The sequence below is a fragment of the Sulfitobacter sediminis genome (assembly GCF_040811725.1).
GTDB lineage: Bacteria > Pseudomonadota > Alphaproteobacteria > Rhodobacterales > Rhodobacteraceae > Sulfitobacter > Sulfitobacter sediminis.
The window spans coordinates 1-21,873 of sequence record NZ_JBFNXX010000014.1; the positions used below are offsets into that span (position 1 = coordinate 1).

The 21,873-nt window shown below is 58.1% G+C and carries 17 protein-coding genes and 2 pseudogenes; 15 read left to right on the top strand and 4 right to left on the bottom strand.

Features of this window, described 5'->3' with window-relative positions; translation table 11 throughout:
- The first annotated feature begins 263 nt into the window (after positions 1 to 263).
- Positions 264 to 884 (top strand): sulfotransferase family protein, encoded by a 621-nt coding sequence (locus AB2B41_RS16690; RefSeq protein WP_367878955.1) that lies wholly within the window; start codon positions 264 to 266, stop codon positions 882 to 884.
- A gap of 233 nt (positions 885 to 1,117) precedes the next feature.
- Here AB2B41_RS16690 and AB2B41_RS16695 read toward each other — a convergent pair whose 3' ends face one another.
- Together AB2B41_RS16695 and AB2B41_RS16700 are read right to left on the bottom strand one after the other, a co-directional pair.
- Positions 1,118 to 1,768: a hypothetical protein gene (locus AB2B41_RS16695; RefSeq protein ID WP_367878956.1), complete on the bottom strand. Its 651-nt coding sequence runs from the start codon at positions 1,766 to 1,768 to the stop codon at positions 1,118 to 1,120.
- Positions 1,753 to 2,235, bottom strand: coding sequence for a hypothetical protein (locus AB2B41_RS16700; protein ID WP_367878957.1), 483 nt, complete (start codon positions 2,233 to 2,235; stop codon positions 1,753 to 1,755). The genes AB2B41_RS16695 and AB2B41_RS16700 overlap by 16 nt, the downstream gene beginning before the upstream one ends.
- Positions 2,236 to 2,433: 198 nt before the next feature.
- On the opposite strand from AB2B41_RS16700, the pseudogene AB2B41_RS16705 reads away from it, so the two are divergent.
- Positions 2,434 to 2,631 (top strand): annotated as a pseudogene (locus AB2B41_RS16705) (transposase); the annotation flags it as partial.
- A 139-nt stretch (positions 2,632 to 2,770) separates the two neighbouring features.
- Here AB2B41_RS16705 and AB2B41_RS16710 read toward each other — a convergent pair.
- Positions 2,771 to 3,649, bottom strand: coding sequence for a LysR family transcriptional regulator (locus AB2B41_RS16710; protein WP_367878958.1), 879 nt, complete (start codon positions 3,647 to 3,649; stop codon positions 2,771 to 2,773).
- A 163-nt stretch (positions 3,650 to 3,812) separates the two neighbouring features.
- On the opposite strand from AB2B41_RS16710, the gene AB2B41_RS16715 reads away from it, so the two are divergent.
- The 3 genes from AB2B41_RS16715 to AB2B41_RS16725 all read left to right on the top strand — a co-directional run bounded on the left by AB2B41_RS16715 (position 3,813) and on the right by AB2B41_RS16725 (position 8,405).
- Positions 3,813 to 4,064, top strand: coding sequence for a DUF4242 domain-containing protein (locus AB2B41_RS16715; protein WP_367879051.1), 252 nt, complete (start codon positions 3,813 to 3,815; stop codon positions 4,062 to 4,064).
- Between the two features lie 422 nt (positions 4,065 to 4,486).
- On the top strand, positions 4,487 to 6,406 hold the full coding sequence (locus AB2B41_RS16720; protein WP_367878959.1) for an elongation factor G: 1,920 nt from the start codon (positions 4,487 to 4,489) through the stop codon (positions 6,404 to 6,406).
- 115 nt (positions 6,407 to 6,521) lie between these two features.
- Complete coding sequence (locus tag AB2B41_RS16725; protein ID WP_367878960.1) at positions 6,522 to 8,405, top strand: SLC13 family permease; 1,884 nt, start codon at positions 6,522 to 6,524, stop codon at positions 8,403 to 8,405.
- A gap of 137 nt (positions 8,406 to 8,542) precedes the next feature.
- Here AB2B41_RS16725 and AB2B41_RS16730 read toward each other — a convergent pair.
- Positions 8,543 to 8,839, bottom strand: a pseudogene (locus AB2B41_RS16730) (transposase); the annotation flags it as partial.
- A gap of 545 nt (positions 8,840 to 9,384) precedes the next feature.
- Here AB2B41_RS16730 and AB2B41_RS16735 point away from each other — a divergent pair.
- From AB2B41_RS16735 to AB2B41_RS16780, 10 genes are all read left to right on the top strand, one after another.
- Positions 9,385 to 10,299, top strand: a complete 915-nt coding sequence (locus tag AB2B41_RS16735) for a sulfotransferase domain-containing protein (protein ID WP_367878961.1) — start codon at positions 9,385 to 9,387, stop codon at positions 10,297 to 10,299.
- 282 nt (positions 10,300 to 10,581) lie between these two features.
- Complete coding sequence (locus AB2B41_RS16740; RefSeq protein ID WP_367878962.1) at positions 10,582 to 11,475, top strand: EamA family transporter; 894 nt, start codon at positions 10,582 to 10,584, stop codon at positions 11,473 to 11,475.
- 325 nt (positions 11,476 to 11,800) lie between these two features.
- Positions 11,801 to 15,541, top strand: coding sequence for a nitrate reductase subunit alpha (locus tag AB2B41_RS16745; RefSeq protein ID WP_367878963.1), 3,741 nt, complete (start codon positions 11,801 to 11,803; stop codon positions 15,539 to 15,541).
- The gene (gene narH, locus AB2B41_RS16750) at positions 15,538 to 17,061 is read left to right on the top strand and encodes a nitrate reductase subunit beta (RefSeq protein ID WP_367878964.1); all 1,524 of its coding nucleotides are present in this window, start codon (positions 15,538 to 15,540) and stop codon (positions 17,059 to 17,061) included. The genes AB2B41_RS16745 and narH overlap by 4 nt, the downstream gene beginning before the upstream one ends.
- 1 nt (position 17,062) lies before the next feature.
- On the top strand, positions 17,063 to 17,767 hold the full coding sequence (narJ, locus tag AB2B41_RS16755) for a nitrate reductase molybdenum cofactor assembly chaperone (RefSeq protein ID WP_367878965.1): 705 nt from the start codon (positions 17,063 to 17,065) through the stop codon (positions 17,765 to 17,767).
- A gap of 12 nt (positions 17,768 to 17,779) precedes the next feature.
- Positions 17,780 to 18,571, top strand: coding sequence for a respiratory nitrate reductase subunit gamma (narI, locus tag AB2B41_RS16760; protein ID WP_367878966.1), 792 nt, complete (start codon positions 17,780 to 17,782; stop codon positions 18,569 to 18,571).
- A 5-nt stretch (positions 18,572 to 18,576) separates the two neighbouring features.
- Entirely contained in the window at positions 18,577 to 19,374 is a 798-nt protein-coding gene (locus AB2B41_RS16765) for a peptidylprolyl isomerase (protein WP_367878967.1), read from the top strand.
- A gap of 15 nt (positions 19,375 to 19,389) precedes the next feature.
- Complete coding sequence (locus AB2B41_RS16770) at positions 19,390 to 19,941, top strand: hemerythrin domain-containing protein (protein ID WP_367878968.1); 552 nt, start codon at positions 19,390 to 19,392, stop codon at positions 19,939 to 19,941.
- A gap of 42 nt (positions 19,942 to 19,983) precedes the next feature.
- Positions 19,984 to 21,252 (top strand): molybdopterin molybdotransferase MoeA, encoded by a 1,269-nt coding sequence (locus tag AB2B41_RS16775; protein ID WP_367878969.1) that lies wholly within the window; start codon positions 19,984 to 19,986, stop codon positions 21,250 to 21,252.
- Between the two features lie 11 nt (positions 21,253 to 21,263).
- On the top strand, positions 21,264 to 21,854 hold the full coding sequence (locus AB2B41_RS16780; RefSeq protein WP_367878970.1) for a DUF2478 domain-containing protein: 591 nt from the start codon (positions 21,264 to 21,266) through the stop codon (positions 21,852 to 21,854).
- The last annotated feature ends 19 nt before the right edge of the window (positions 21,855 to 21,873 follow it).

Here is a 21,873-nt window from a genome sequence, read left to right on the forward strand (position 1 = left end):
CCCATCATCGCCGCACCTCCACTCTTAATCAGAGTGAATCAGCGGCAGACCAACCAATCAACGGACTTTTTCAACACCATCTCCGCTCAGCGGACCTCGATACCAAGCGCAGCTAAAGGCAGGAACGAGCCCATTGCTTCCGCGCTATCCAACACCCCCTGTTTCGCATTATTTCAATTGCTATGCGGTGCCGTCGGTTCCAGTGTGCTTGGTGCGTGTTGCTGATACTTTGAGACGACTGATCATCACAAGGATATTGACCTATGGCACTGGACGTTATTGGCGCGGGCTTTGGCCGGACCGGGACGGATTCACTCCGGGAAGCTCTAAACATCCTTGGTTTGGGGCCCTGTCACCATATGCACGAGATCCGAGATAACCCGGAGAAAGCCCAACCGTGGCACGACTATTTCTGCGGCGGGGCACCCCTCGATCTAGACCTTCTATTTGAGGGCTACCGTTCGCAAGTGGATTGGCCAGGCGCCCATCTTTGGCGCGAATCCGCTGAGCGATACCCGGAGGCGAAGATCATCCTTTCTATCCGTGACCCCGAGGATTGGTGGGCGTCCTACTCCAAGACGATCAAGGTCTTTCGTGAGACCGAGATGCCGCCTGAAGCACCACACATGCGTCAGATACAGGAATTTGTGGATGTTTTTCTCGGCGACCGCTTCGCCACTAAGGACCGTGCGATTGCAGACTTTGAGGAGCACATTGCTGCTGTAAAGTCAGCCATACCAGCAGACCGACTCCTAACTTACGAGCTTGGATCAGGCTGGGAGCCGCTTTGCGCATTCCTTGAAGTGCCTGTCCCGGAAAAGCCTTACCCTCACACAAACGCAACGAAGGCTTTCCAGGAGCGTAATATCGAACTGCGGGAGTAGTCGCGGCAAGCTACCCTAGATCTACTGAGCGGCTTGTGCATGTGTCGCTGCAGAATGACAGTGCATCCGCTCAAAGGACCTTAATTTTGAGCGCAGCTAAGGGCTGGGAAGAGCCTTTAAACGTCAATGGGTGAAGCTGCAGAATATGTCTCAAGAGCGGACACCGGCCGTTCGCTGAGACGACTGCTAAGGATGGCCCCGCTCACTAAGTGGCCGTTTGCACTGAAACGGGGTTACAGCTCCAGGACCACAAACATTAAAGGAAAAGGTGCGACAGCGATCAGTACGGTGATCAGAAAAGCCCAAAAACTGTAGATCCCGGACAAGCCCGCCATGAACGCAAGACCGCCTCCGCCACCAATGACCGAGTTTACCGGCAGGTTCAGAAGGAGAGCCAAGACAACGTATCGATTCCTGACAGCTAGATGGCTGAGGCGACTGTTGAGCTTTTCCGAGATCATCTTTGGGCGTTCGTGTCTGGGTGTTTTGGCCAAGGCGTCAACAAAGCTGGCGGTGCGCCTCAGCCTTAACCAGAATGACAACCTCGCAAGCGAGTGAAGCGGTACGAAGCGGGCGATGCTAAACGACAAAACAAGCGCGCCGACCATGCCAGCATACACGATGGGGGATGCCTTGCCTCCAAACATCAGCAACAAAGCGAACCCAATTTCTGCACCCGGTACAAAGGGAATTGCAGCAGTCACCACAAACAGGACCAGAGACCCCATAACCAGCCTGTGGATCAAAGGCTCGTTCATTGGCCGCATCTCTGGGATGGTGACGCTCAAAAAGGTTTCTCCCGCGATCCAGCCCGCAGCCAGAAGGGTAACGTATAGCGCAAATGCGCGCGGAGCGGCCCACAGGCGCTTCAAAAGCGCGCGCATAGTGGGTTCTCGGTCGGATCGAAGCCTTGCATCTCGCTTCGAGCTTCAGCCAGAGAAGGATCAGCAGAGGGCGTTTGGGACCCCCGAAAAGTGATGTCCCGGCTCGAAGTCCAGTACCAGCGTTTGCGCTCCCAACGGATGGAAACCGTGATCGCGCCATTGTCTCGGACAAGGCCGTCATATTTGAAGTGTCCGCGATCGTCGCTTTCGAGAACGCCTGAGAGGCGCACACCATCATCCGTCCCTTCAGACACGTAGCGGCCCGGCACAAAGCCGCAGCGGGTGCAGATATCGGACCAGAAGTGTCCGTCGCTGAAATGGAGGCTGTCTTCAAGATCAGGGTTTTCTTCGGGCCCGATCATACCCATGAAAACGCGTCCATCCAGGACGCCTTCGGCCTGGGCGAGACAGGCGCAGAATATCCATGCAGTGAAAGTCGAGAAAATAATTTGGACTGCTGGTTTCATAGCGCACCCATTTTACCTATCCGAAAACCATAGCCGCTCAGGCCAAATCGAAAAAGACCAACTCGTGAGGTTAGCAGTTGCGGTACAAAATTGTTTGGGCATTCAGCGTGGCATCTGCTATTAGGAGTAAGCAAATATTTGAGCTGAATGCCTCTAAAATGCAAAGATGTCCAAGCGTGAGGCAGTGGACACGGTTGCTGGTTCCTGTTCTTACCGCCTTACAGCCCGGACCTGAACCCGATCGAGATGGCGTTCTCAAAACTCAAAGCCCACCTGAGGCGTATTGGAGCGCGATCATTCACGGGGCTGTTCGAAGCCCTCAGCGAAATCTGTGATCTCTACACCCCGCAAGAATGCTGGAACTACTTTTGCGAGGCCGGATATGCTTCTACGTAAACTGGAAAAGCTTTAAGCCGCAATCAGAGAGCTCGGATGACCCAAAGGAGCCCCATTGCGGCTATTCTATCAGACTTCTGCGGTTGCGCGGCAGCGAATGGTTACACGGAGCGTGAAAGCAAACGAAAACGCGCTGCGATTAACCTGGCCAAGCAAATGATTGAGACGCCCGCATCAACGCTCCAACTGGCGGCGAATGTTTGCGCCCCGGGACCGTTACGGCGGCAATGGTTCTCTCGACAGATGGTTCGACTAGTGGCCTTTGCAGCAAACCTGGAAGTGTCACCGAGTATTCCGGCATGAATGCGAACCCAATACCAGCGAGAACCATCGCCTGTACCCAATCTTCGCGTTCGGATCGAAACCTCGCGTAGAGCTCCACGCCGTCCGTTTGGCAAACCGACATAACCATCTCACGCATTTCGCAAATGAGTCGATCAACGTAATCCTCGCCAGACAGCTCTTTCAATGGGACTGCATTCAGACGACCAAGACGGTGTTCCGGAGGAAACACAACGATATATCGCTCTGTATAGAGCGGGTGAACTCGGAAATCGTTTTCCAGTTCTTCAGTCACGGTCATGAAGGCTACATCAATCTCCCCCTCAGACAGCTTGTCTTTTAGCTCCGACAGATTGGCCTCGCTTACAGACAACTCCATTCCTGCGTGCTGCTTTTCGAAATTGGCAAGAAACCGCGCTAGTCGAACATGGCCGACCGTCGACAGAACGCCCAGCCTTACCGGTACCTTCTCAAGAAGCCTAAAGTTCTGTGCCAACGCGCGTGTTGCTTCAGCCTCATCAGCAATGTGCTGAAGGTGCGGAAGCATAGATTTTCCGAAATCTGAGATGAGTATTCGCCGCCCTTCGCGATGAAATACCGGCGCACCCAACTCTTCCTCCAGCGTCTTGACACCCTTGGTCAGAGCTGGCTGGCTGACGTTGCACTCAGCTGCAGCTTTGGTGAAGTTCAGGTGCTTTGCTGCGGCGAGCATGTATCTGATCTGTGACATCTCCATAGTGCAGGTCCTTGGCTTCGAAATCGACACCTACAATACACGATTTCACTCAAACCTTGAGTTGTTGAACCATAACGAATTGCTCGTTCCTTCCGGGAACTTCTGATGCTGAAATGGTGGTGTTTCAAAAATGATTAGGAAAGGAAGGCCCATGCCAGTGTATATGGTGGAAAGAAACCTTGCTGGGATCAGCATGGAAGATTTAGGCGGCGCCCAAAAGGCCGCTATTTCGCAGGCTAAGCAGATGTCTGATCAAGGTGAAGCTGTAAGCTATATCAGGTCGACTTTTGCACCAGAGGATGGGCGTTGTATGTGTCTGTTCGAGGCTAGTGACGAGGCCCAGGTTCGCAAACTAAACGATACGGCAGGTCTGCCATACGATCGAGTGGTGTCAGCGATGGACCTAACGCCCTAGTCAAAGAGCCTTTTCGAAAAAGCATGTGAGCGGACACCAGACAGAATCTCTGGTGTCTGCTTCGTCCGCAACTGAGACGTCTGAGGCATCCGCAGCGAATGGCTATTGCTGTTACGAGCAGACGGTCGCCGCGCTCAAATGGCCAGGAGTCGTCATTCAAGGCAACTCGGCGGACAACTGAGAAAATCCGCAGTTGGCAGCTGCACACTGCTGCAGCACGTTGCAGACCTACGCAAGAAGACTTGCCGCAGGCCTTGACCTGACCGACCCTAATGTCAGAGGCTTTGATGAAACGCGCCGCAACTTGTTTGACGGGCGATTGCAAGAGGCAGAGAGCCGCTACAGGCTATTATGCAGTGCGCAAGCCACCTGAGCACAGCAGGCATTGTTATGAATGTCGAAAATGCACAGGGGGTATTAGCATGAGAGCCATTGGAGTCATAGGGCCGTCGCAGTCCGGGAAATCAACGCTGATTGATGGCATTGCGGGCATTGATGGAGCCCGATCAAGTTCACTGACATTTCTAGGTGAAACGGCAATAACCCCGTTCGACTACATAGGGGACGCCTGGGCGGCACTTGAGGTGCCCGGGGGCCATGATGCGCAGTCGCAGATCGGACCTGTCCTTGCTGCGTGCGATGCCGCTGTCCTGTGCGTTCCGGCCGCAGTGGAGGCAGCTGTCTTGGCCGCTCCTTATCTTCGTCTACTTGATGAAGCGAAGATTCCAACTTTCCTGTTCATCAATAAGATCGACGTAACTTCTGAGCGAGTCGCAGATATCGTCGCGTCTCTTCAGCACTACTGCCGCCACGGCATAGTCTTGCGACAGGTTCCCATCCGTGTAGGGGATGAGATCACAGGGGTAATTGACCTTATCTCAGAGCGCGCTTGGGCCTATCACGAGGGATGCAGATCATCTCTGGTTGAATTGCCTGAAAACATGCGCGAACGCGAGGAGCAGGCTAGGTCTGAACTGTTAGAAGCCTTCGCGGACTACGATGATAGCCTGCTTGAACAAATCATTGAGGACAAGGCCCCAGTCGCGAAAGACGTCTACTCGATCTCGACCAAGGTGCTACAGCACCGCGATTTGGTGCCTGCTTTCCTAGGCTCTGCAACCCTCTGTAATGGTTTTCAAAGACTGCTCAAGTCGCTTCGCCACGAAGTGCCTTCTGTCGGCACGCTTCGCGATCGACTTAGTCCCGAAAACAACGTGCGTGCTGTTGGCTGCCTTGGAGATTTCAAGAAGCATCTAGGAAAAATTAGTCTCGTTCGCGCATTGGAAGACGGTCTTAGACCTAAAAGCCGGCTTGGGGGTAGTGAACTAGGCAACCTCAATTCACTTGACGCCAAGTCGCCGATCAATTCGCCTCTCAAAGCGGGAGAGTTCGCTGTCGCAATCAAGAGCGATCACATCTCTCCCGGAGGTTTATTTACAGAAAATGAAGCATTGCGACTTCCTGCATGGGCCTCAGCGCATTCTCCGGCGTTGAGACTTCGTATTCATCCCAAGCACGAGAAAGACGAAGGAAAACTTGCGACTGCGTTGCCGCGACTTTCCGAAATTGATCCGGGCCTGGAACTCACTCAAGATGAGCTTAGCGGTTCTCAGGTCCTCGGCGTTCAAGGGCCACAACACCTGAACGCGATCATCTTAAAGTTGGCTGACGCATTCGGCATTAACGTTGAATCTAGCTCACTTCCCGCGGAGCTGCGGGAAACGATACAGAGCAAGATCACAATCTATCACAGACACCGGAAGCAATCCGGTGGAGCAGGACAGTTCGCGGACGTGGTGGTCGATGTCTCCCCGCTCAGACGTGGAAGTGGCTTTGCATTTGCTGAAACAGTTAAGGGGGGCGCGGTACCGCGAAACTACATTCCATCGGTTGAGGCCGGAGCGCGCGATGCGCTGTCCAAGGGTCCGTCAGGCTTCCCGGTCGTTGATATCAAAGTAGAGCTGAAAGACGGGAAATCGCACTCGGTCGACAGCTCGGATTTCGCCTTCAGGACGGCGGGGTACAATGCAGTCAAGGAAGCCTTGGAAACGGCGGGAACGACAATCCTGCAACCAATTACAAAGCTTGAAATTCAAGTCCCATCAGTCTTTGACGGAGCCCTTGTGCAGCTCGTGAGCAGCCTCAGGGGACAGGTTCTAGGCTTCGACACGCATCCGGCCTCCGAGGGGTGGGATGTCTTCGGAGCTCTCCTGCCGATGGTGGCGGAGGAAGAGTTCTCGCTTGCGCTTAGCAGCGCGACGCGCGGAACGGCGTGGTTTCATAGCGAACTGGATCATTTTGAGGAGTTGAGAGAGCCGATGAAAAGAGAGACTGTAGGATGACCGATCCATATGCCTCTCTTGCATCATCAGAAATTCGCCTGAGGTTTTCTGTCCAATACAAATATCTACAGCCTGACAGCATTCAGCCGAAGGACGAAAGCGAGGAGGGAACACCGTGGACGTGATCATACTGACCTATCCAATGATCGTCGTCTTGGGCCTGCTGGCCTTTACAGTCGTTCTTTTCGTTTCCGAGGTTGTGCGCATTGACCTTGCGGCGATACTGGTGATGGTTCTTCTCGGCCTTTTGAGCCAGCTCCCGGGCTTGCATTCTCTTGCCGATGTGAGCCAACTTTTCGACGGTCTTGCGTCAAATGCGGTCGTATCAATCATAGCGGTTATGATTATAGGCGCCGGTCTGGACAAGACCGGCCTCATGAGCAAGGTCGCAGCAATCATTTTGCAAAAGGGCGGGAACACCGAAGGCCGAATTGTGCCGATCATTGCCGGCACTGTTGGCGTCATCTCGTCATTCATGCAGAACGTGGGAGCAGCAGCGCTGTTTCTGCCAGTTGTTAGTCGCATTTCTGTGCGCACTGGTTTGCCCCTGAGCAGGCTACTGATGCCTATGGGCTTTTGTGCGATCCTCGGAGGGACGATGACAATGGTTGGATCGTCTCCCCTGATACTCTTGAATGATCTCATCCTTACCGCGAACGTCGCGCTTCCGGACGCAGAGCAGATGGAGACTTTTGGTCTCTTCTCGGTAACGCCTATCGGGCTGGCTTTGGTTGCAACTGGCATCCTCTATTTCTTGATCTTTGGTCGTTTCGTTCTTCCGAGCGAACAAAAAGACGGCGATGCGACAAGCGGCCAGTCCATGAAAGAATATCTTAAGAATATCTATGGACTGAAAACAGACATCTTTGAGGTCACGATCCCTGAAGGACATCCTGTCGAAGGCCAGACATTCGATGACGTCATTCAGCGTTATCATATCTATATCATTGGAAGCGCATATCAGGGAAAGACCTGGTTCGCCCCGGTCATTCAAACGAAAATCACCCCGCCTTGCAGACTTGCCGTGCTCGGCCGCGAAAAAGAAGTCCGCTTTATGGCCGAGGATGCAGGGTTTACGCTCCACGACAGACTGGATGTCTTCGCCGAAGATTACGCCCCCACTAGGTCTGGCGTTGCCGAGGTTGTCATCCCACCTGGCTCTTCGCTGATTGGCAAGTGCGCGCACGATGTCGTGTTTCGGACTACTTATGGAGCAAGCATGTTGGCAATTCACAGGGGGGAAGAAACGCTAAGTCTCGTGGCGACCGAAGATCACGCGCCGACCCAAATCGCCGAAGTCCCTTTTCGCGCGGGAGATACACTGGTTATTTTGACAACTTGGGAAGCGCTCACCAGGCTAAGCAGAAATCGTGATTTCGTTGTTGTGACAACAGATTTTCCTCAGGAGGAACTGCGCCCAAAGAAAGTCGGCTGGGCTCTTCTGTTCTTTGTGATTTCTCTATCACTTATTCTGTTCACCGACTTGCGTCTCTCGCTTTGCTTGCTCACGGGCGCCGCTGGAATGATCTTGACCGGAGTTCTAGATATCGACAACGCCTACGAAGCCGTGAGCTGGAGTACAGTGTTTCTCTTGGCAAGCCTGATACCACTTGGCCAAGCAGTGCAAAGCTCAGGCACCGCCTCATGGATCGCTCAACAGATTCTATTGCTGCTAGAGGGCTGGCCTTTGTGGTCTCTGCAAGCGGGGCTGGCGATACTCGCCACCATCTTTACGCTCATCATGTCAAATGTTGGCGCAACCGTTCTACTCGTACCGCTCGCAGTATCAATTGCCGTTGCGGCAGGCGGCGACCCGGCGCTGTTCGCCTTGACGGTCGCGATCTCGACTTCGAACTCGTTTCTAATTCCAACGCATCAAGTCAACGCTCTCATCATGGGACCTGCTGGCTATAAAGTAACGGACTTCATTAAGAGCGGCGGGATCATGACTGTACTGTTTCTCGTCGTGTCTCTGACAGTAATGAACCTTTTTTCATGAGCGCGCCGACACAAGTAAGCGCCTAAATCCAGCCCGCTTTGATATCGTGACGAGTGACTGTTTTGTCCGGATAGTGTTGAAGAAGTCTGGGTCAGAGCTGCCGATGAGCGAAGCCCAAAGCCGCAAGGCCGCTCCTCTCAGCCTGTTAGTTCTGGTTGCGGGACCAGTTTGGCGAGTTTTCTGAGGTTCTGTGCTGTGGCTGCGAGCTGGAACTGTTCGTATGCGCCTTTGGGTCCTCGAAGTCGCATCATCGGCACGCCAATGTATCTCTTCAGGTGTGCGAACAGCATTTCGACTTTCCGCCTTTGAATGAACGAGGTCATGTAGGCGTCTGTTTTTCGGATATCGCGGGCAACATCTCTGGCTGCTTCGTGGACTGACCGCATGACGCGTCGCCCGGGATCACCTGGGCAGCATTGCGGTTTGAGCGGGCACGCATCATCGCCGCACCTCCACTCTTAATCAGAGTGAATCAGCGGCAGACCAACCAATCAACGGACTTTTTCAACACCATCTCCGCATCTGAGACATCGATCGTGTCCGCTGCGAATGGCCGAAGTTAGTAAGAGCTGTCGTTGTGCGCAAAAGCGGACTTTGCCGCGCCGCGAGCTAGGCATAATGACTGCTGACGGCGGCTTTGAGGTCATCCGATAGAAAGACTCGGATGTCTCAGAAGAGCCCAATGAGGTCCTTTTGTAAGGGTGCGGCGAAGGCACAGCAGGCACAGTTACGTCTTTTCGAGAACGTTGACGCGACGAGCGCGGCAATTCTTCTGTTAAAGACGAAACAAACATGTATCTTGCACCGTTTGGACGAATACCCCAAATTAAGAAATTTTCGATCACATCCTGGCTTGACCGCTGCGCATCTTCGCTTCACGCTTTTTTGCGAGGAGCGAGAGTAGAAATTTTCGATGATAGAGGTTCTTCACAGTCGCGTGCCTTTAGGCAAACGGCAGCTAGGCTCGGGGCAACGCTAATTGCGCACTTACAAGGGGTTTTTAATCGATAGCTCGCGGTGGGAAAGATTTCTGCCACGGCCGGACGACGTAATCATTGCAACGCCCGCGAAATGCGGGACCACATGGGTGCAGCACCTCGTAGGCATGCTCCTAATGGGGACCACAGAATTTGGGCAACCATTGACGCGCATCTCGCCATGGCTGGATGCCCTGTTCACTAGCGAGCAACAGGTCTTCGAGACCCTCGGCGATCAGACCCATCGCCGGTTTATCAAGACCCACACGCCGCTCGATGGGCTGCCATGGCGTGACTCTTGGATCTATATCACCGTTTTCAGGCATCCGCTCGATGCCGCGTTATCATGGCGGAACCATATCGAGAATTCTGACCCGATCCATATCCGCGAGTTGGTGGCCCAGGTAACGGGCCGTCCGCCAGAGCCGCCACCGCCGCCACTGCCTACCGACCCGGCGGCCTACCTTCGATACTGGATCGACAGCGAGGTCGAACCGAACGGCGCAGGCCTGCTCGGGCTAAGCGATTATGCAAACACGCTCCGCGCAACTTGGGAGCGCCGACACGAGTCGAACGTTCATCTGTTCCACTACGATGCGTTGTGGGGCGATCTGGGCGGGCAGGTGGGTCGACTGGCCGACATCCTCAACGTTGCCTTGGATGCGGATCGTCTCAGTGCGATCGTTGAGGCGGCAACGCTCGATGCGATGCGTTCGCGCGCCCGCGAAACTGCACCCTACGGTGACGCCACCGTTTTCAAACAGGCAGAAGCATTCTTCCGCAGCGGCGGGCGGCGTGAGTGGCCTGCCTTGCTGACGTCTGACGAAATATCGGAGGTTGCTCGACGGCTTGAGGCTATGGTCGGTCGCGAGGCCGCAGCCTGGGCGCTTCAGGATAACACCGCAAATAGAGATTGACGCCGCGGCGTAGGCTTGGCTTCGGTCACCGACATATATGCATGCCGTGTGTCCTGAGATGAAAGCTCTGCACCTCACCTGAGTGACCGCACTGAAAAAGACCTGATCGTTGCGCACGAACGGATGGGTGTGCGATTCGCCCGCTCGCATTTATCTGTGATATCCGGCACCTTGGATGCTCGGCACAAAATACCTGTAGCGCAAACGGCTGGAAGCCGTCATCTTGTAGGCAGGCCGGACTCCGAAATCCACCGCATGTCGCCCTAATTGCAAGGCCAGCAAATGGAGCTGATGGGGAAAATGGCGCTTTCCGTTCTTTTCTCTTTGGTCGCGGCCATCGCATTTTCACTGTCGTTACACGTCCAGAGGCATGCCGTTCGGCATCTTGAGGACCTTGCCGGTACGCTCGTGAGCGTCGCAACCATGGCGGCGATGTTCTGGCTTGTCGCCGGGTGGGGGTTTCGGCGGGACTTCTGGACGTCCGAGGCCGTCATATTCTTTGTGATTGCCGGCATCTTCTTCCCGGCAACCGCGCAAAGGCTCCAGATCTCGGCAACCAAGAACGTTGGACCGGCCCTGACCTCGGCCTTCGGTGCGTTTCTGCCGTTGTTTGCGGCAGCGCCGGCTGTGGTGTTTCTTGGGGAACCGGTAACGCTGCAACAGGCCTTGGGAATCGCTCTGCTGATGGGCGCGCTGTTCGCAGCGGCCGCTGCGCGCGGCCTGAACTGGAGAAACCGCGCTTTCTACGTTCTTCTGCTGCCCTTGTTTGCCGCTTTGGCCCGGGCACTCGGCATGCCGCTCGCCAAGGCCGGATACAATTACCTTGCCGAGCCGATGTTTGCGATGACTGTCATGTCGACTGTCTCGGTTCTGGTCATCTTCCTGATGGTGGTCGGCTCAGGCACGCTGGGAAGAGTCGTGAATCTCAGTGTCGGACACCGGCTATTCGTTTTGAATGGTATTCTCGTCGGGCTTGGGTTCGCGCTAGTCCAGCAATCACTGGCAATCGGGTCGGTGACCATTACCACGTCGATTGTTGCAACGGTCCCTGTCTGGACCTCTCTGATGGGGGCGTTGGTCTTCAAGAACGAGACATTGAAGTGGTGGCATGGGGCGATTGCAATTGTCGTATGCGCCGGGGCCATACTCATCGTTACAGGCGCTGGGATGCATTGAGGAGCGACTTGGGCCAGCCACTTCTATCCGCAAGAAGGCCTCTTGGAATGAAAGCAGCGGGCTAGACCAAAGAATTCCGCCAAGTCGGGTGTGGATGGCCGCATTGGGAAAAAATGCGCCCATCACGGAAGGGAACCAAACGGCCGCTTCGTCCGCATCTGAGACGTGGGACGCAGTCGCAGCGAATGCCCGGTGTTGGCAATAGCGGTCGTCGCGGTGCAAGAGCGGACAGCCGCAAAGGCGCACCGGTTCCCTGCTGACCCCATGACCATGTTGCCGCGCTGCCATCCGTGGCGCGGCCCCCGCGATCCAAGGAGACAACGACATGAGCGATCTGCTCGACAGATTGAACTTCCTCCAGTCCGCGACCCTCGAAGAGTTCTCGGACGGGTTCGGCAAGGCTACCAGCGAAAGCCGCGCCTGGGAGGAGACCTACCGCAACCGCTGGCGGCACGATAAGGTCGTTCGCTCCACCCACGGGGTCAACTGCACCGGATCGTGTTCGTGGAAGATCTACGTCAAGTCCGGTATCGTGACCTGGGAGACGCAGCAGACGGACTACCCGCGCACCCGCGCCGATCTGCCCAACCACGAGCCACGCAGATGTGCAAGGGGCGCTTCCTACAGCTGGTATCTTTACTCCGCGAACCGGGTGAAGAACCCACTGATCCGCGGCCGTCTGATGAAAGCCTGGCGCAAGCTGCGCGAGACGATGGAACCCATCGAGGCATGGACCAAGCTTCAGTCCGACCCGATCCTCCGCGCCTCCTACGTCCAGACCCGCGGAAAGGGCGGTTTTGTACGTGCAAGCTGGGACGAGGCAACCGAGATCGTCGCCGCCGCAAACGCCTACACGGCGAAGACCTACGGCCCGGACCGCGTCTTCGGCTTCTCGCCGATCCCGGCGATGTCGATGGTCAGCTATGCCGCCGGCTCCCGCTACCTCAGCCTGATGGGTGGCGTGTGCATGTCGTTCTACGACTGGTACTGCGACCTGCCACCGGCTTCGCCCATGACTTGGGGCGAGCAGACCGACGTGCCCGAAAGCGCGGACTGGTACAATTCCGGCTACCTGCTTCTCTGGGGCTCGAACGTTCCGCAGACCCGGACGCCAGACGCGCATTTCTATACGGAGGCGCGTTACAAGGGCACCAAATCCGCCGTCATCTGCCCCGACTATTCCGAGGCCGCAAAATTCGGTGATGTCTGGCTGAACGTCAAGCAGGGCACCGACGCCGCACTCGCCATGGCCTTCGGCCACGTCATCCTGCGCGAGTTCCACCTGGACCGTCAGGCCGAGTATTTCGAAGAGTACACGCGCAAGTATTCCGACTTCCCGATGCTCGTGCGGCTGGACGAGAAAGACGGCAAGCTTGTCCCCGGCCGCTTTCTTCGCGCTGACGATCTGGACGGAAAGCTGGGGGAAGAGAACAACCCCCAATGGAAGACCGTCGCTTTCGATGAAAAGTCCGAGACGCTGGTCGCTCCGAACGGCTCGGTCGGCTATCGCTGGGGCCAAGAGGGCGAATGGAACCTCGAGGAAAAGGCCAAGACGACCGAAACCCGGCTGAAGATGTCGCTGGTGCTCGAAGAAGATCACGACGACGTTATCGGTGTCGACTTCCCCTATTTTGGCGGTGAGGCCTATGGCCAGTTCAAGACCGATGCAAAGCACCCCAATGTCCTGACGCGCAACATTCCGGTCAAGAGGATCAAGACGGAAGGTGGGGAGATTGCGGTCGCGACGGTTTTCGACCTGTTCTGCGCCAATTACGGACTGGATCGCGGCCTCGGCGGCGATTGGGTCACGTCCGATTACGGAGACGACATGCCCGGGACGCCCGCATGGGCCGAGAAGATCACCGGCGTTCCCGCGGACAAGATCATTCATGTCGCCCGCGGTTTTGCCGACAATGCCGAAAAGACCCAGGGCAAGTCGATGATCATCATCGGCGCCGCGATGAACCACTGGTTCCACATGGACATGAACTATCGTGGCGTCATCAACATGCTGGTGATGTGCGGCTGCGTCGGGCAATCCGGCGGCGGCTGGGCGCATTACGTAGGCCAGGAAAAGCTGCGTCCGCAAACGGGCTGGCAACCATTGGCATTCGCGCTCGACTGGAACCGTCCGCCGCGGCACATGAACTCGACCTCGGCCTGGTATGCCCATACGGACCAGTGGCGCTACGAGACGCTGAAGGCCGATGAAATCCTGTCCCCCACGGCCCCCGAGGGCGATTGGGATATCAGCCTGATCGACTACAACATCCGCGCCGAGCGCATGGGCTGGCTGCCATCGGCACCGCAGCTCAAGACCAACCCGCTCGAGGTGGCCAGAGCGGCAAAGGCGGCAGGCAAGGAGATCCCGGCCTATGTCGCGGAAAACCTGAAGTCGGGCGACCTGGAAATGTCCTGCGAGGATCCGGACAACCCGGCAAACTGGCCGCGGAACCTGTTCGTGTGGCGTTCGAACCTTCTGGGCTCGTCCGGCAAAGGCCATGAATACTTCCTCAAGCACCTTCTGGGCACCGACAACGGCGTCATGGGCAAGGACCTGGGCGAGGAGGGTGCGCAACTGCCGAAGGAGGCCAAGTGGCACCCAGACGCGCCGCGCGGAAAGCTCGACCTGCTGGTGACCATCGACTTCCGGATGAGCACCACTGCGGTCTACTCCGACATCGTTCTGCCAACGGCCAGCTGGTACGAAAAGGACGACATGAACACGTCCGATATGCACCCGTTCATCCATCCGCTGCAAGCGGCGGTCGACCCGGCCTATGAGAGCAGATCCGACTGGGAAATCTTCAAGGCGATCGCGAAGAAATTCCAGCAGATCGTGCCGGGCTACCTTGGCCAGGAAACCGACATCGTCGCGCTTCCGATCCTGCACGACACCCCCGCCGAAATAGCGCAGGATCAGGTGAAGGACTGGAAGAAGGGCGAATGCGACCTGATCCCGGGCAAGACAGCCCCGGCCTACGTGGCGGTGGAGCGTGACTACACGGCGATCTACGACCGCTTCACGGCGCTCGGTCCCGCACTCGACAAGCTTGGGAACGGCGGCAAGGGCATCGCCTGGAATACGCAGGAAGAGATCGACAACCTGTCGGCCCTGAACGGCGTGCAACTGGATGGTGCGGCGGCGGGAAGGCCGAAGATCGATACCGCCATCGACGCCTGCGAAGTGATCCTGATGCTAGCGCCCGAGACCAACGGCAATGTTGCCGTGAAAGCATGGGAAGCTTTGTCCAAGGCCACGGGGCGCAATCATGCGCATCTGGCGGAAGGTGAGCACCACCAGAAGATACGCTTCCACGACATCGCGGCACAGCCCCGAAAGATCATCTCCTCGCCCACGTGGTCGGGCATCGAAAGCGAGAAGGTCAGCTACAACGCGGGCTACACCAACGTGCACGAGCTGATCCCCTGGCGCACACTGACGGGCCGTCAGCAGCTGTATCAGGATCACCTGTGGATGCGGGCCTTCGGCGAAGGCTTCATGTCCTACCGGCCTCCGGTGGATTTGAAGACCATAACCAAGGACGTGCGGGACGAAGGTGACAACCTCGTGCTGAACTTCATCACACCGCACCAGAAGTGGGGCATCCACTCCACCTATTCCGACAACCTGCTGATGCTGACGCTCAACAGGGGCGGGCCGGTGATCTGGATCTCCGAGAACGACGCCAAGTCGGCGGGAATCGTCGATAACGACTGGGTGGAGCTTTACAACACCAACGGCGCGCTCACCGCGCGGGCGGTGGTGTCGCAGCGGATCAAGGACGGCACCACGTTCATGTATCACGCCCAGGAAAAGATCGTGAATACGCCCGGATCGGAAAAGACCGGCCATCGCGGGGGCATCCACAACTCCGTCACCCGCGCGGTCCTGAAACCCACCCACATGATCGGCGGCTACGCCCAGCAATCCTACGGCTTCAACTACTACGGCACCGTAGGGGCGAACCGGGACGAATTCGTCGTCGTCAGGAAGATGAAGAAAGTCGACTGGCTCGATCGCGAGAAGAGCTGGAAAGCGCCTGCACAGGAGGCAGCAGAATGAGAATCCGCGCACAAATCGGCATGGTGCTCAACCTGGATAAATGCATCGGGTGCCACACATGCTCCGTCACCTGCAAGAACGTCTGGACCAGCCGCGACGGTGTCGAATACGCCTGGTTCAATAATGTGGAGACCAAGCCAGGCACCGGCTATCCGACCGACTGGGAAAACCAGGCGCGCTGGAAGGGCGGCTGGGAACGGACGAAATCCGGCAAGTTGCAGCCCAAGCAGGGCTCCAAGTGGCGGATCCTGTCCAACATCTTCGCCAACCCGGCGATGCCAGAGATCGACGATTACTACGAGCCGTTCGATTTCGACTACGACCACCTGAAATCCGCGCCCGAGATGGAAGCTTTCCCAACCGCACGCCCCCGTTCGAAGATCACCGGTGAGCGGATCGAGAAGATCGAGAAAGGTCCGAACTGGGAGGAGATCCTGGGTGGCGAATTCTCCAAGCGAAGCCAGGACTACAACTTCGAGGGTATCCAGAAGGAGATCTACGGGGAATACGAGAACACCTTCATGATGTATCTCCCCCGGCTTTGCGAGCATTGCCTCAACCCGGCCTGTGCATCGTCCTGCCCTTCGGGCGCGATCTACAAGCGCGAGGAAGACGGCATCGTTATGATCGACCAGGAAAAATGCCGGGGCTGGCGGATGTGTGTCTCGGGCTGCCCGTACAAGAAGGTCTACTACAACTGGTCGACCGGCAAATCCGAGAAATGCACACTCTGTTATCCCCGGATCGAGAGTGGCAACCCCACGGTGTGCTCGGAAACCTGCGTGGGCCGGATCCGGTATCTTGGCGTGATGCTTTATGACGCCGACAAGATCGAAGACGCCGCCAACATGGAGAACGAGCACGATCTCTATGACGCGCAACTTGGTGTCTTCCTCGATCCGCGCGACCCGGTCGTGATCGAAACCGCGCGTGCCGACGGTATCCCCGAGGACTGGATCAAGGCAGCCCAAGAAAGCCCGATCTGGAAGATGGCGATGGAATGGAAGGTCGCCTTCCCATTACATCCCGAATACCGGACGCTGCCAATGGTTTGGTATATCCCGCCGCTCAGCCCGATCCAGAACGCCGCCGAAGCGGGCGCGATCGGGACCGAGGCCGGGATGCCGGACGTCAAGAACCTGCGCATTCCCGTGCGGTATCTCGCCAACATGCTGACAGCTGGCGACGAGTCCCCGGTTGTCACGGCGCTGGAACGGATGCTGGCGATGCGCTCGTACATGCGGTCGAAGACCGTGGAGGGTGTCATCGACGAAGCCATCGCAGCCCGCGTCGGTCTGTCGGGCCGGGTGATCGAGGACATGTACAAGATCATGGCTTTGGCGGATTACGAGGACCGTTTCGTGATCCCGACAACCCACCGCGAGCAGGTCGAGGAAGCCTACGATCTGCGCGGCGGATGTGGGTTCACCGACACCAACGGGTGTTCTACCGGAGCATCGGGCAAGTCGCTTTTTGGCGGTGCCAAGAAACCCCTCAAAATGCCGTCGGAGGTGATGTGAGATGGACCGGACACTGAAAGCACTTTCGCTGATCCTGAGTTACCCGACGCGGGAACTGCAAGTGGCCATGCCCGAGATCGGGGCCGTCCTGGCCTCTGATACAAGGCTGACCGGAGCGGCCCGTCGGGCGTTGCGCCCGCTCTTGGAGGAGTTGGGCGGGCGCGACATCTATGAACTCGAAGAGCAGTTCGTGCTGCTTTTCGATCGCTCGCGCACACTCTCGCTCAACCTCTTCGAGCATGTTCACGGCGAAAGCCGGGACCGGGGCGGCGCCATGGTCTCGCTGGTCGAGACTTACCGGGCGGGCGGATTCGATCCCGTCACGTCCGAATTGCCGGACCACCTGCCGGTGCTGCTAGAATTCCTGTCGACGCGTCCCTTCGCAGAAGCACAGGAGACTCTGGCGGACGCGGCTCATATTTTTGAGGCGTTGAACGCGCGGCTTTGCCGACGTGAGAGCCCCTATGGGGCCGTGTTCGCCAGCCTTTTGCAGCTTTCCGGCGTGAAGGCCGACCACGAGGCCGTGGCGGAATTGCTCAATCAGCCCGAGGTAGACCCCACCGATCTGGAGGCCCTGGACGAGGTCTGGGAGGAAAGCGAAGTACTTTTTGGCCCCGATCCCAACGCCGGATGCCCGCAAGTGCGCGACATGCTCTCGCGGATGGACAATCCGATCAACTCTGCACCCCGCCACGCGGCCGAATAGGGAGAAAGAGCCATGTTCCCCAATCTCGATATCGATTTCATCATCTTCGGCATCATGCCTTACGCTGCGTTGACCATCCTCGTGGTGGGCTCCATCGCGCGTTACGAGCGCGATCCTTTCACCTGGAAATCGTCTTCCAGCCAGCTTTTGCGCCGCAAGCAGCTCATCTGGGGGTCGGTCCTTTTCCACGTTGGCATCATAACGATCTTCTTCGGACATCTCGTTGGGCTCTTCACGCCGGTCTGGGTACTCGACGCCTTGGGCGTTCCCTACTGGCTCAAGCAATGGATGGCGGTCATCATCGGCGGACCTGCCGGTATCGCCGCCCTGATCGGGGCGACGATGCTGCTGCATCGGCGACTTGCCGATGCGCGAATTCGCCAAACCTCGAGCTATCCCGACATCATCATCATGCTGCTGATCTGGTTGCAGCTTGTCATCGGACTTTTGACCATTACCCAGACGCTGCAGCACATGGACGGCTCGGAAATGGTCCGCTTCATGAACTGGTCGCAGAGCATTGTGACCTGGAACGTCAATGCCTGGCTGACCGTCGTAGACGTGCACTGGCTCTACAAGCTGCACATCTTCCTCGGCCTGATCATCACCGCACTGTTCCCTTTCACGCGGCTGGTGCACATGATCTCGGGCTTCGCAGCGCCGTTCCGGTACCTGTTGCGGCCGGGCTACCAGATCGTCCGCTCGCGCCGCCGCAAGCCGCTGCCGACACGCAAAGGGGCTACGATCTCGCGTGCCACGTCAACCAAACCGGGCGGCAACGTTGCCCCGACCCCGGCGGAGTGAGGGACATGAACGCATCTCTCTTCCCCGATCTGATCGTCAACGGCGAATTGGTGCCGCATGCGTTGGTCGCCGCCGAGACACAGAACCACGACGCGCCCAAGGGCAAGCCCGGGATTGCCTGGCGCAAGGCGGCACGCGCCATCGCGATCCGCACATTGCTGTTGCAGGAGGCCCGGTCCCGCGGGATCGCCACGGAACCAGACGAAGTCGGCCCGGGCCGCTTCGAGACCGAGGAGGAGGCCCTGATCCGGGGCCTTCTCGAAACAGCGGTGAATGTCGCAGCTCCCTCCAAGACGGAGATCCGCATCGAATGGGAGCGGGATCCCGCCCGGTTTCGCACACCGCCGCTTTGGGAAGTGTCCCATATCCTGATCGCTTGCGACCCCAAGGATAGGGCGGCCCGCGAACAGGCCGAACGCCGTGCGACGGCCTTGGCAGAGCTTGCCGTGGGCGAACCAAAGCGCTTTGCGGCACTCGCCGCGCGCGAGAGCGACTGTGGGTCCAAGACGTCGGGCGGTGCTTTGGGCCAGCTCGGACCGGGTGATACGGTGCCCGAGTTCGAGGCGGTCTTGCGGACCCTGTCCGAAGGGCAGATCACGCCCGCCCCGGTCCTGACGCGGCACGGCTTTCACATCGTCCGGATGGATGCGGTCGCTCTCGGCCAGGTGCTGCCCTTCGACGCCGTCCGGGAGAAGATCGCACTGGCGTTGGAAAAGGCGCGTTGGGCAACGTCGGCCAAAGCCTTTGTCAAGGAGTTGATCGACGCCGCTGACATCCAGGGGGCCGAGTTGGACGCAGCCTGATCGGGAGGACAGGCCATGAAAAAGGCAAAGGGAGAAAACGTACGGTCGCCACGCGGCGAAACGGCAAAAAAAAACAGGATCGGCAACCCGCTGGACTTCATCGCCGAGGATCACATGCGCGAACGGGAGGTCTGCGCGCTGATCGACAGGCTGGTGGATCTGGTGGCCATCAGCGCGGAGGAACGCGCCACGATACTGGACTTCCTGCAGGAGCAGTTGCCGCACCATCTGCAGGATGAACAGATCGACCTGTTCCCGATGATGCTGGAACGCTGCGACCCGGAGGAAGAGATCGACAAGGTGATCGACAGGCTGACCTCGGATCACGGCCACGCCATTGCCGACGCGCCAGCAGTTGTTGCGCTGATCAAGGCACAAGGGCGCGAACTGACCCCTGAGGCCAGCACCGTTCTGACGGAGTTTGCCCGGCATGCACGGCGACACCTCGTGCTGGAGAACGCGATCATTCTGCCGATCGCACGCACCCGGCTGACGAAAGAGGATCTACGGATCATGAAAGACCACATGCAGGAACGCCGAGGCCTGGATGCAACCGAAGAAATCTGAAGCACCGGGCAGGACGCCCGTACCGGAGGCGCAATAATGACCATGATCCAGAGATTTGTCGAAGCGGGATGCGGATGCGACGAAGTCGCCGCGCACCTGATCTCGATCGACGAGGCGCTGTCCCGTATCGCGCGCGAAGCATCACCGGCTACAGGGCACGAGACCGTCGCGGTTGGCTCGGCCAGCGGCCGCGTTCTCGCGCAATCGGTGCGTGCCGAGGGTCACGTGCCGCCCTTCGACAATGCGGCGATGGATGGGTATGCGATCCGTACCGGTGATTTACTTGGAGCCGGACCCTGGACGCTGCCGATCAAGGGGCGTATCGCGGCAGGCCAGGCCACTTGCCCGGTGTTCGAGAAAGGCGCTGCGATTCAGATATTTACCGGCGCGCCGATGCCCTATGGCGCGGACGCGGTGGTGATGCAGGAACACGTTCACAGGGATGGCGATACCATTCGGGTCGACCATGCGGCCTTCGCAGGCGCTCATGTCCGGCGCGCGGGGGAAGACATGACGAAAGGTCAGATGATCGTGCCGGAGGGGCGTCGGCTCGGCGCCCGGGACATCGCCGCCTGCGCCGCCGCGGGGGCGAGTCGCGTCCGCGTCAGTCGGCCGGTTCGAATTGCGCTGCTGGTGACAGGGGACGAGGTTGCACGGGCGGGCACTGCTCTCAGCCGCGCCGGTATCCGGGACGTGAACACGCCGATGCTTTTCTCTGCGATCTCGGAAACAGGAGGGGCAGAATGTTCTACCCATCGAGGCGCTGACAGTCGTGATGCCTTGCGCGCACAAATTACAGAACTTGCCGCGACAGCCGATCTCGTCATCACGACCGGTGGCATCTCGGTCGGCGAAGAGGATCATGTCAAAGCGGCACTCGCTGATCTCGGCGCCCGGATCGTCTTTAGCGGTGTGGCTGTCAAGCCGGGCAAGCCCGTTTCCTTCGGGCAACTCGAGTCCGCGCTGTGGCTGGGGCTTCCGGGAAACCCGCTTTCCGCCTACCTGACGTGGACCATTTTCGGCCCTGCTATCCTTGCGGCCCTTTCAAACCAGGATGATTGGCAGCCACGGCGCCGGTTTGTCGTGACCGACCGACCTTTGCGCCGCAGGCCGGGTCGCTGCGAGCTGCGTCTTGCGAAGGTCGCGGGCGTGGACAGCGTGGGCCGCGACATCGTGCAGGTCGAGGATGCAACCCATTCCGGCCGTGTCGCCGGCCTGCCGGAGGCGGAGGGATTCATCCTGCTGCCCTCAGACACCGACAGCTTGCCCGAAGGGGCGCTGGTCGAGTTTCAACCGTTTTGTCAAAGATGAGGATCGCTGCAATGAATATCGCCTACACCATGGCACCAGGCCGGGGAGATACCGATCTGTTGCTCTATCGTTTCGCGCAATCGCTGCTGGCTCGTGGCCTGCGCCCCTGCGGCACGGTCCAGATCAACACCGAGCGTGCCGACGCGGGCCCCTGCGACATGGATGTGATGGTCCTGCCCAAAGGCCCGGTGTTCCGCATTTCACAAGCCCTCGGGTCGGCTTCAAGAGGTTGCCGCCTCGATCCCGGCGCTTTGGAAGAAGCCGTTGGTGCGGTAAGCGCCAGCCTGCATCGCGATATCGACTGTCTGATTGTCAACAAATTTGGCAAGCACAAAGCGGAAGGGCGCGGCTTTCGCCCGGTGATCGCACTGGCGCTGGAGCTGGATATTCCCGTGCTCGTGGGCATCAACGCATTGAACAGGGCAGCCTTCCTTGAATTCACCGGGGGGATCGCGAGCGAAGTCAGCCCGGACTGCAAGGCATTGTGCGATTGGTTCCTGAATGCCAAAGGGGCAGGGCAGACTGCCGCCAAAACTCTGCTGCCGGCATCGGGTGGCGCCGATCTGCTGGCATCGGATGTGGCGAGTTGGGCGGTGATGTAAGCTTCAAGGCGCCTCAAAC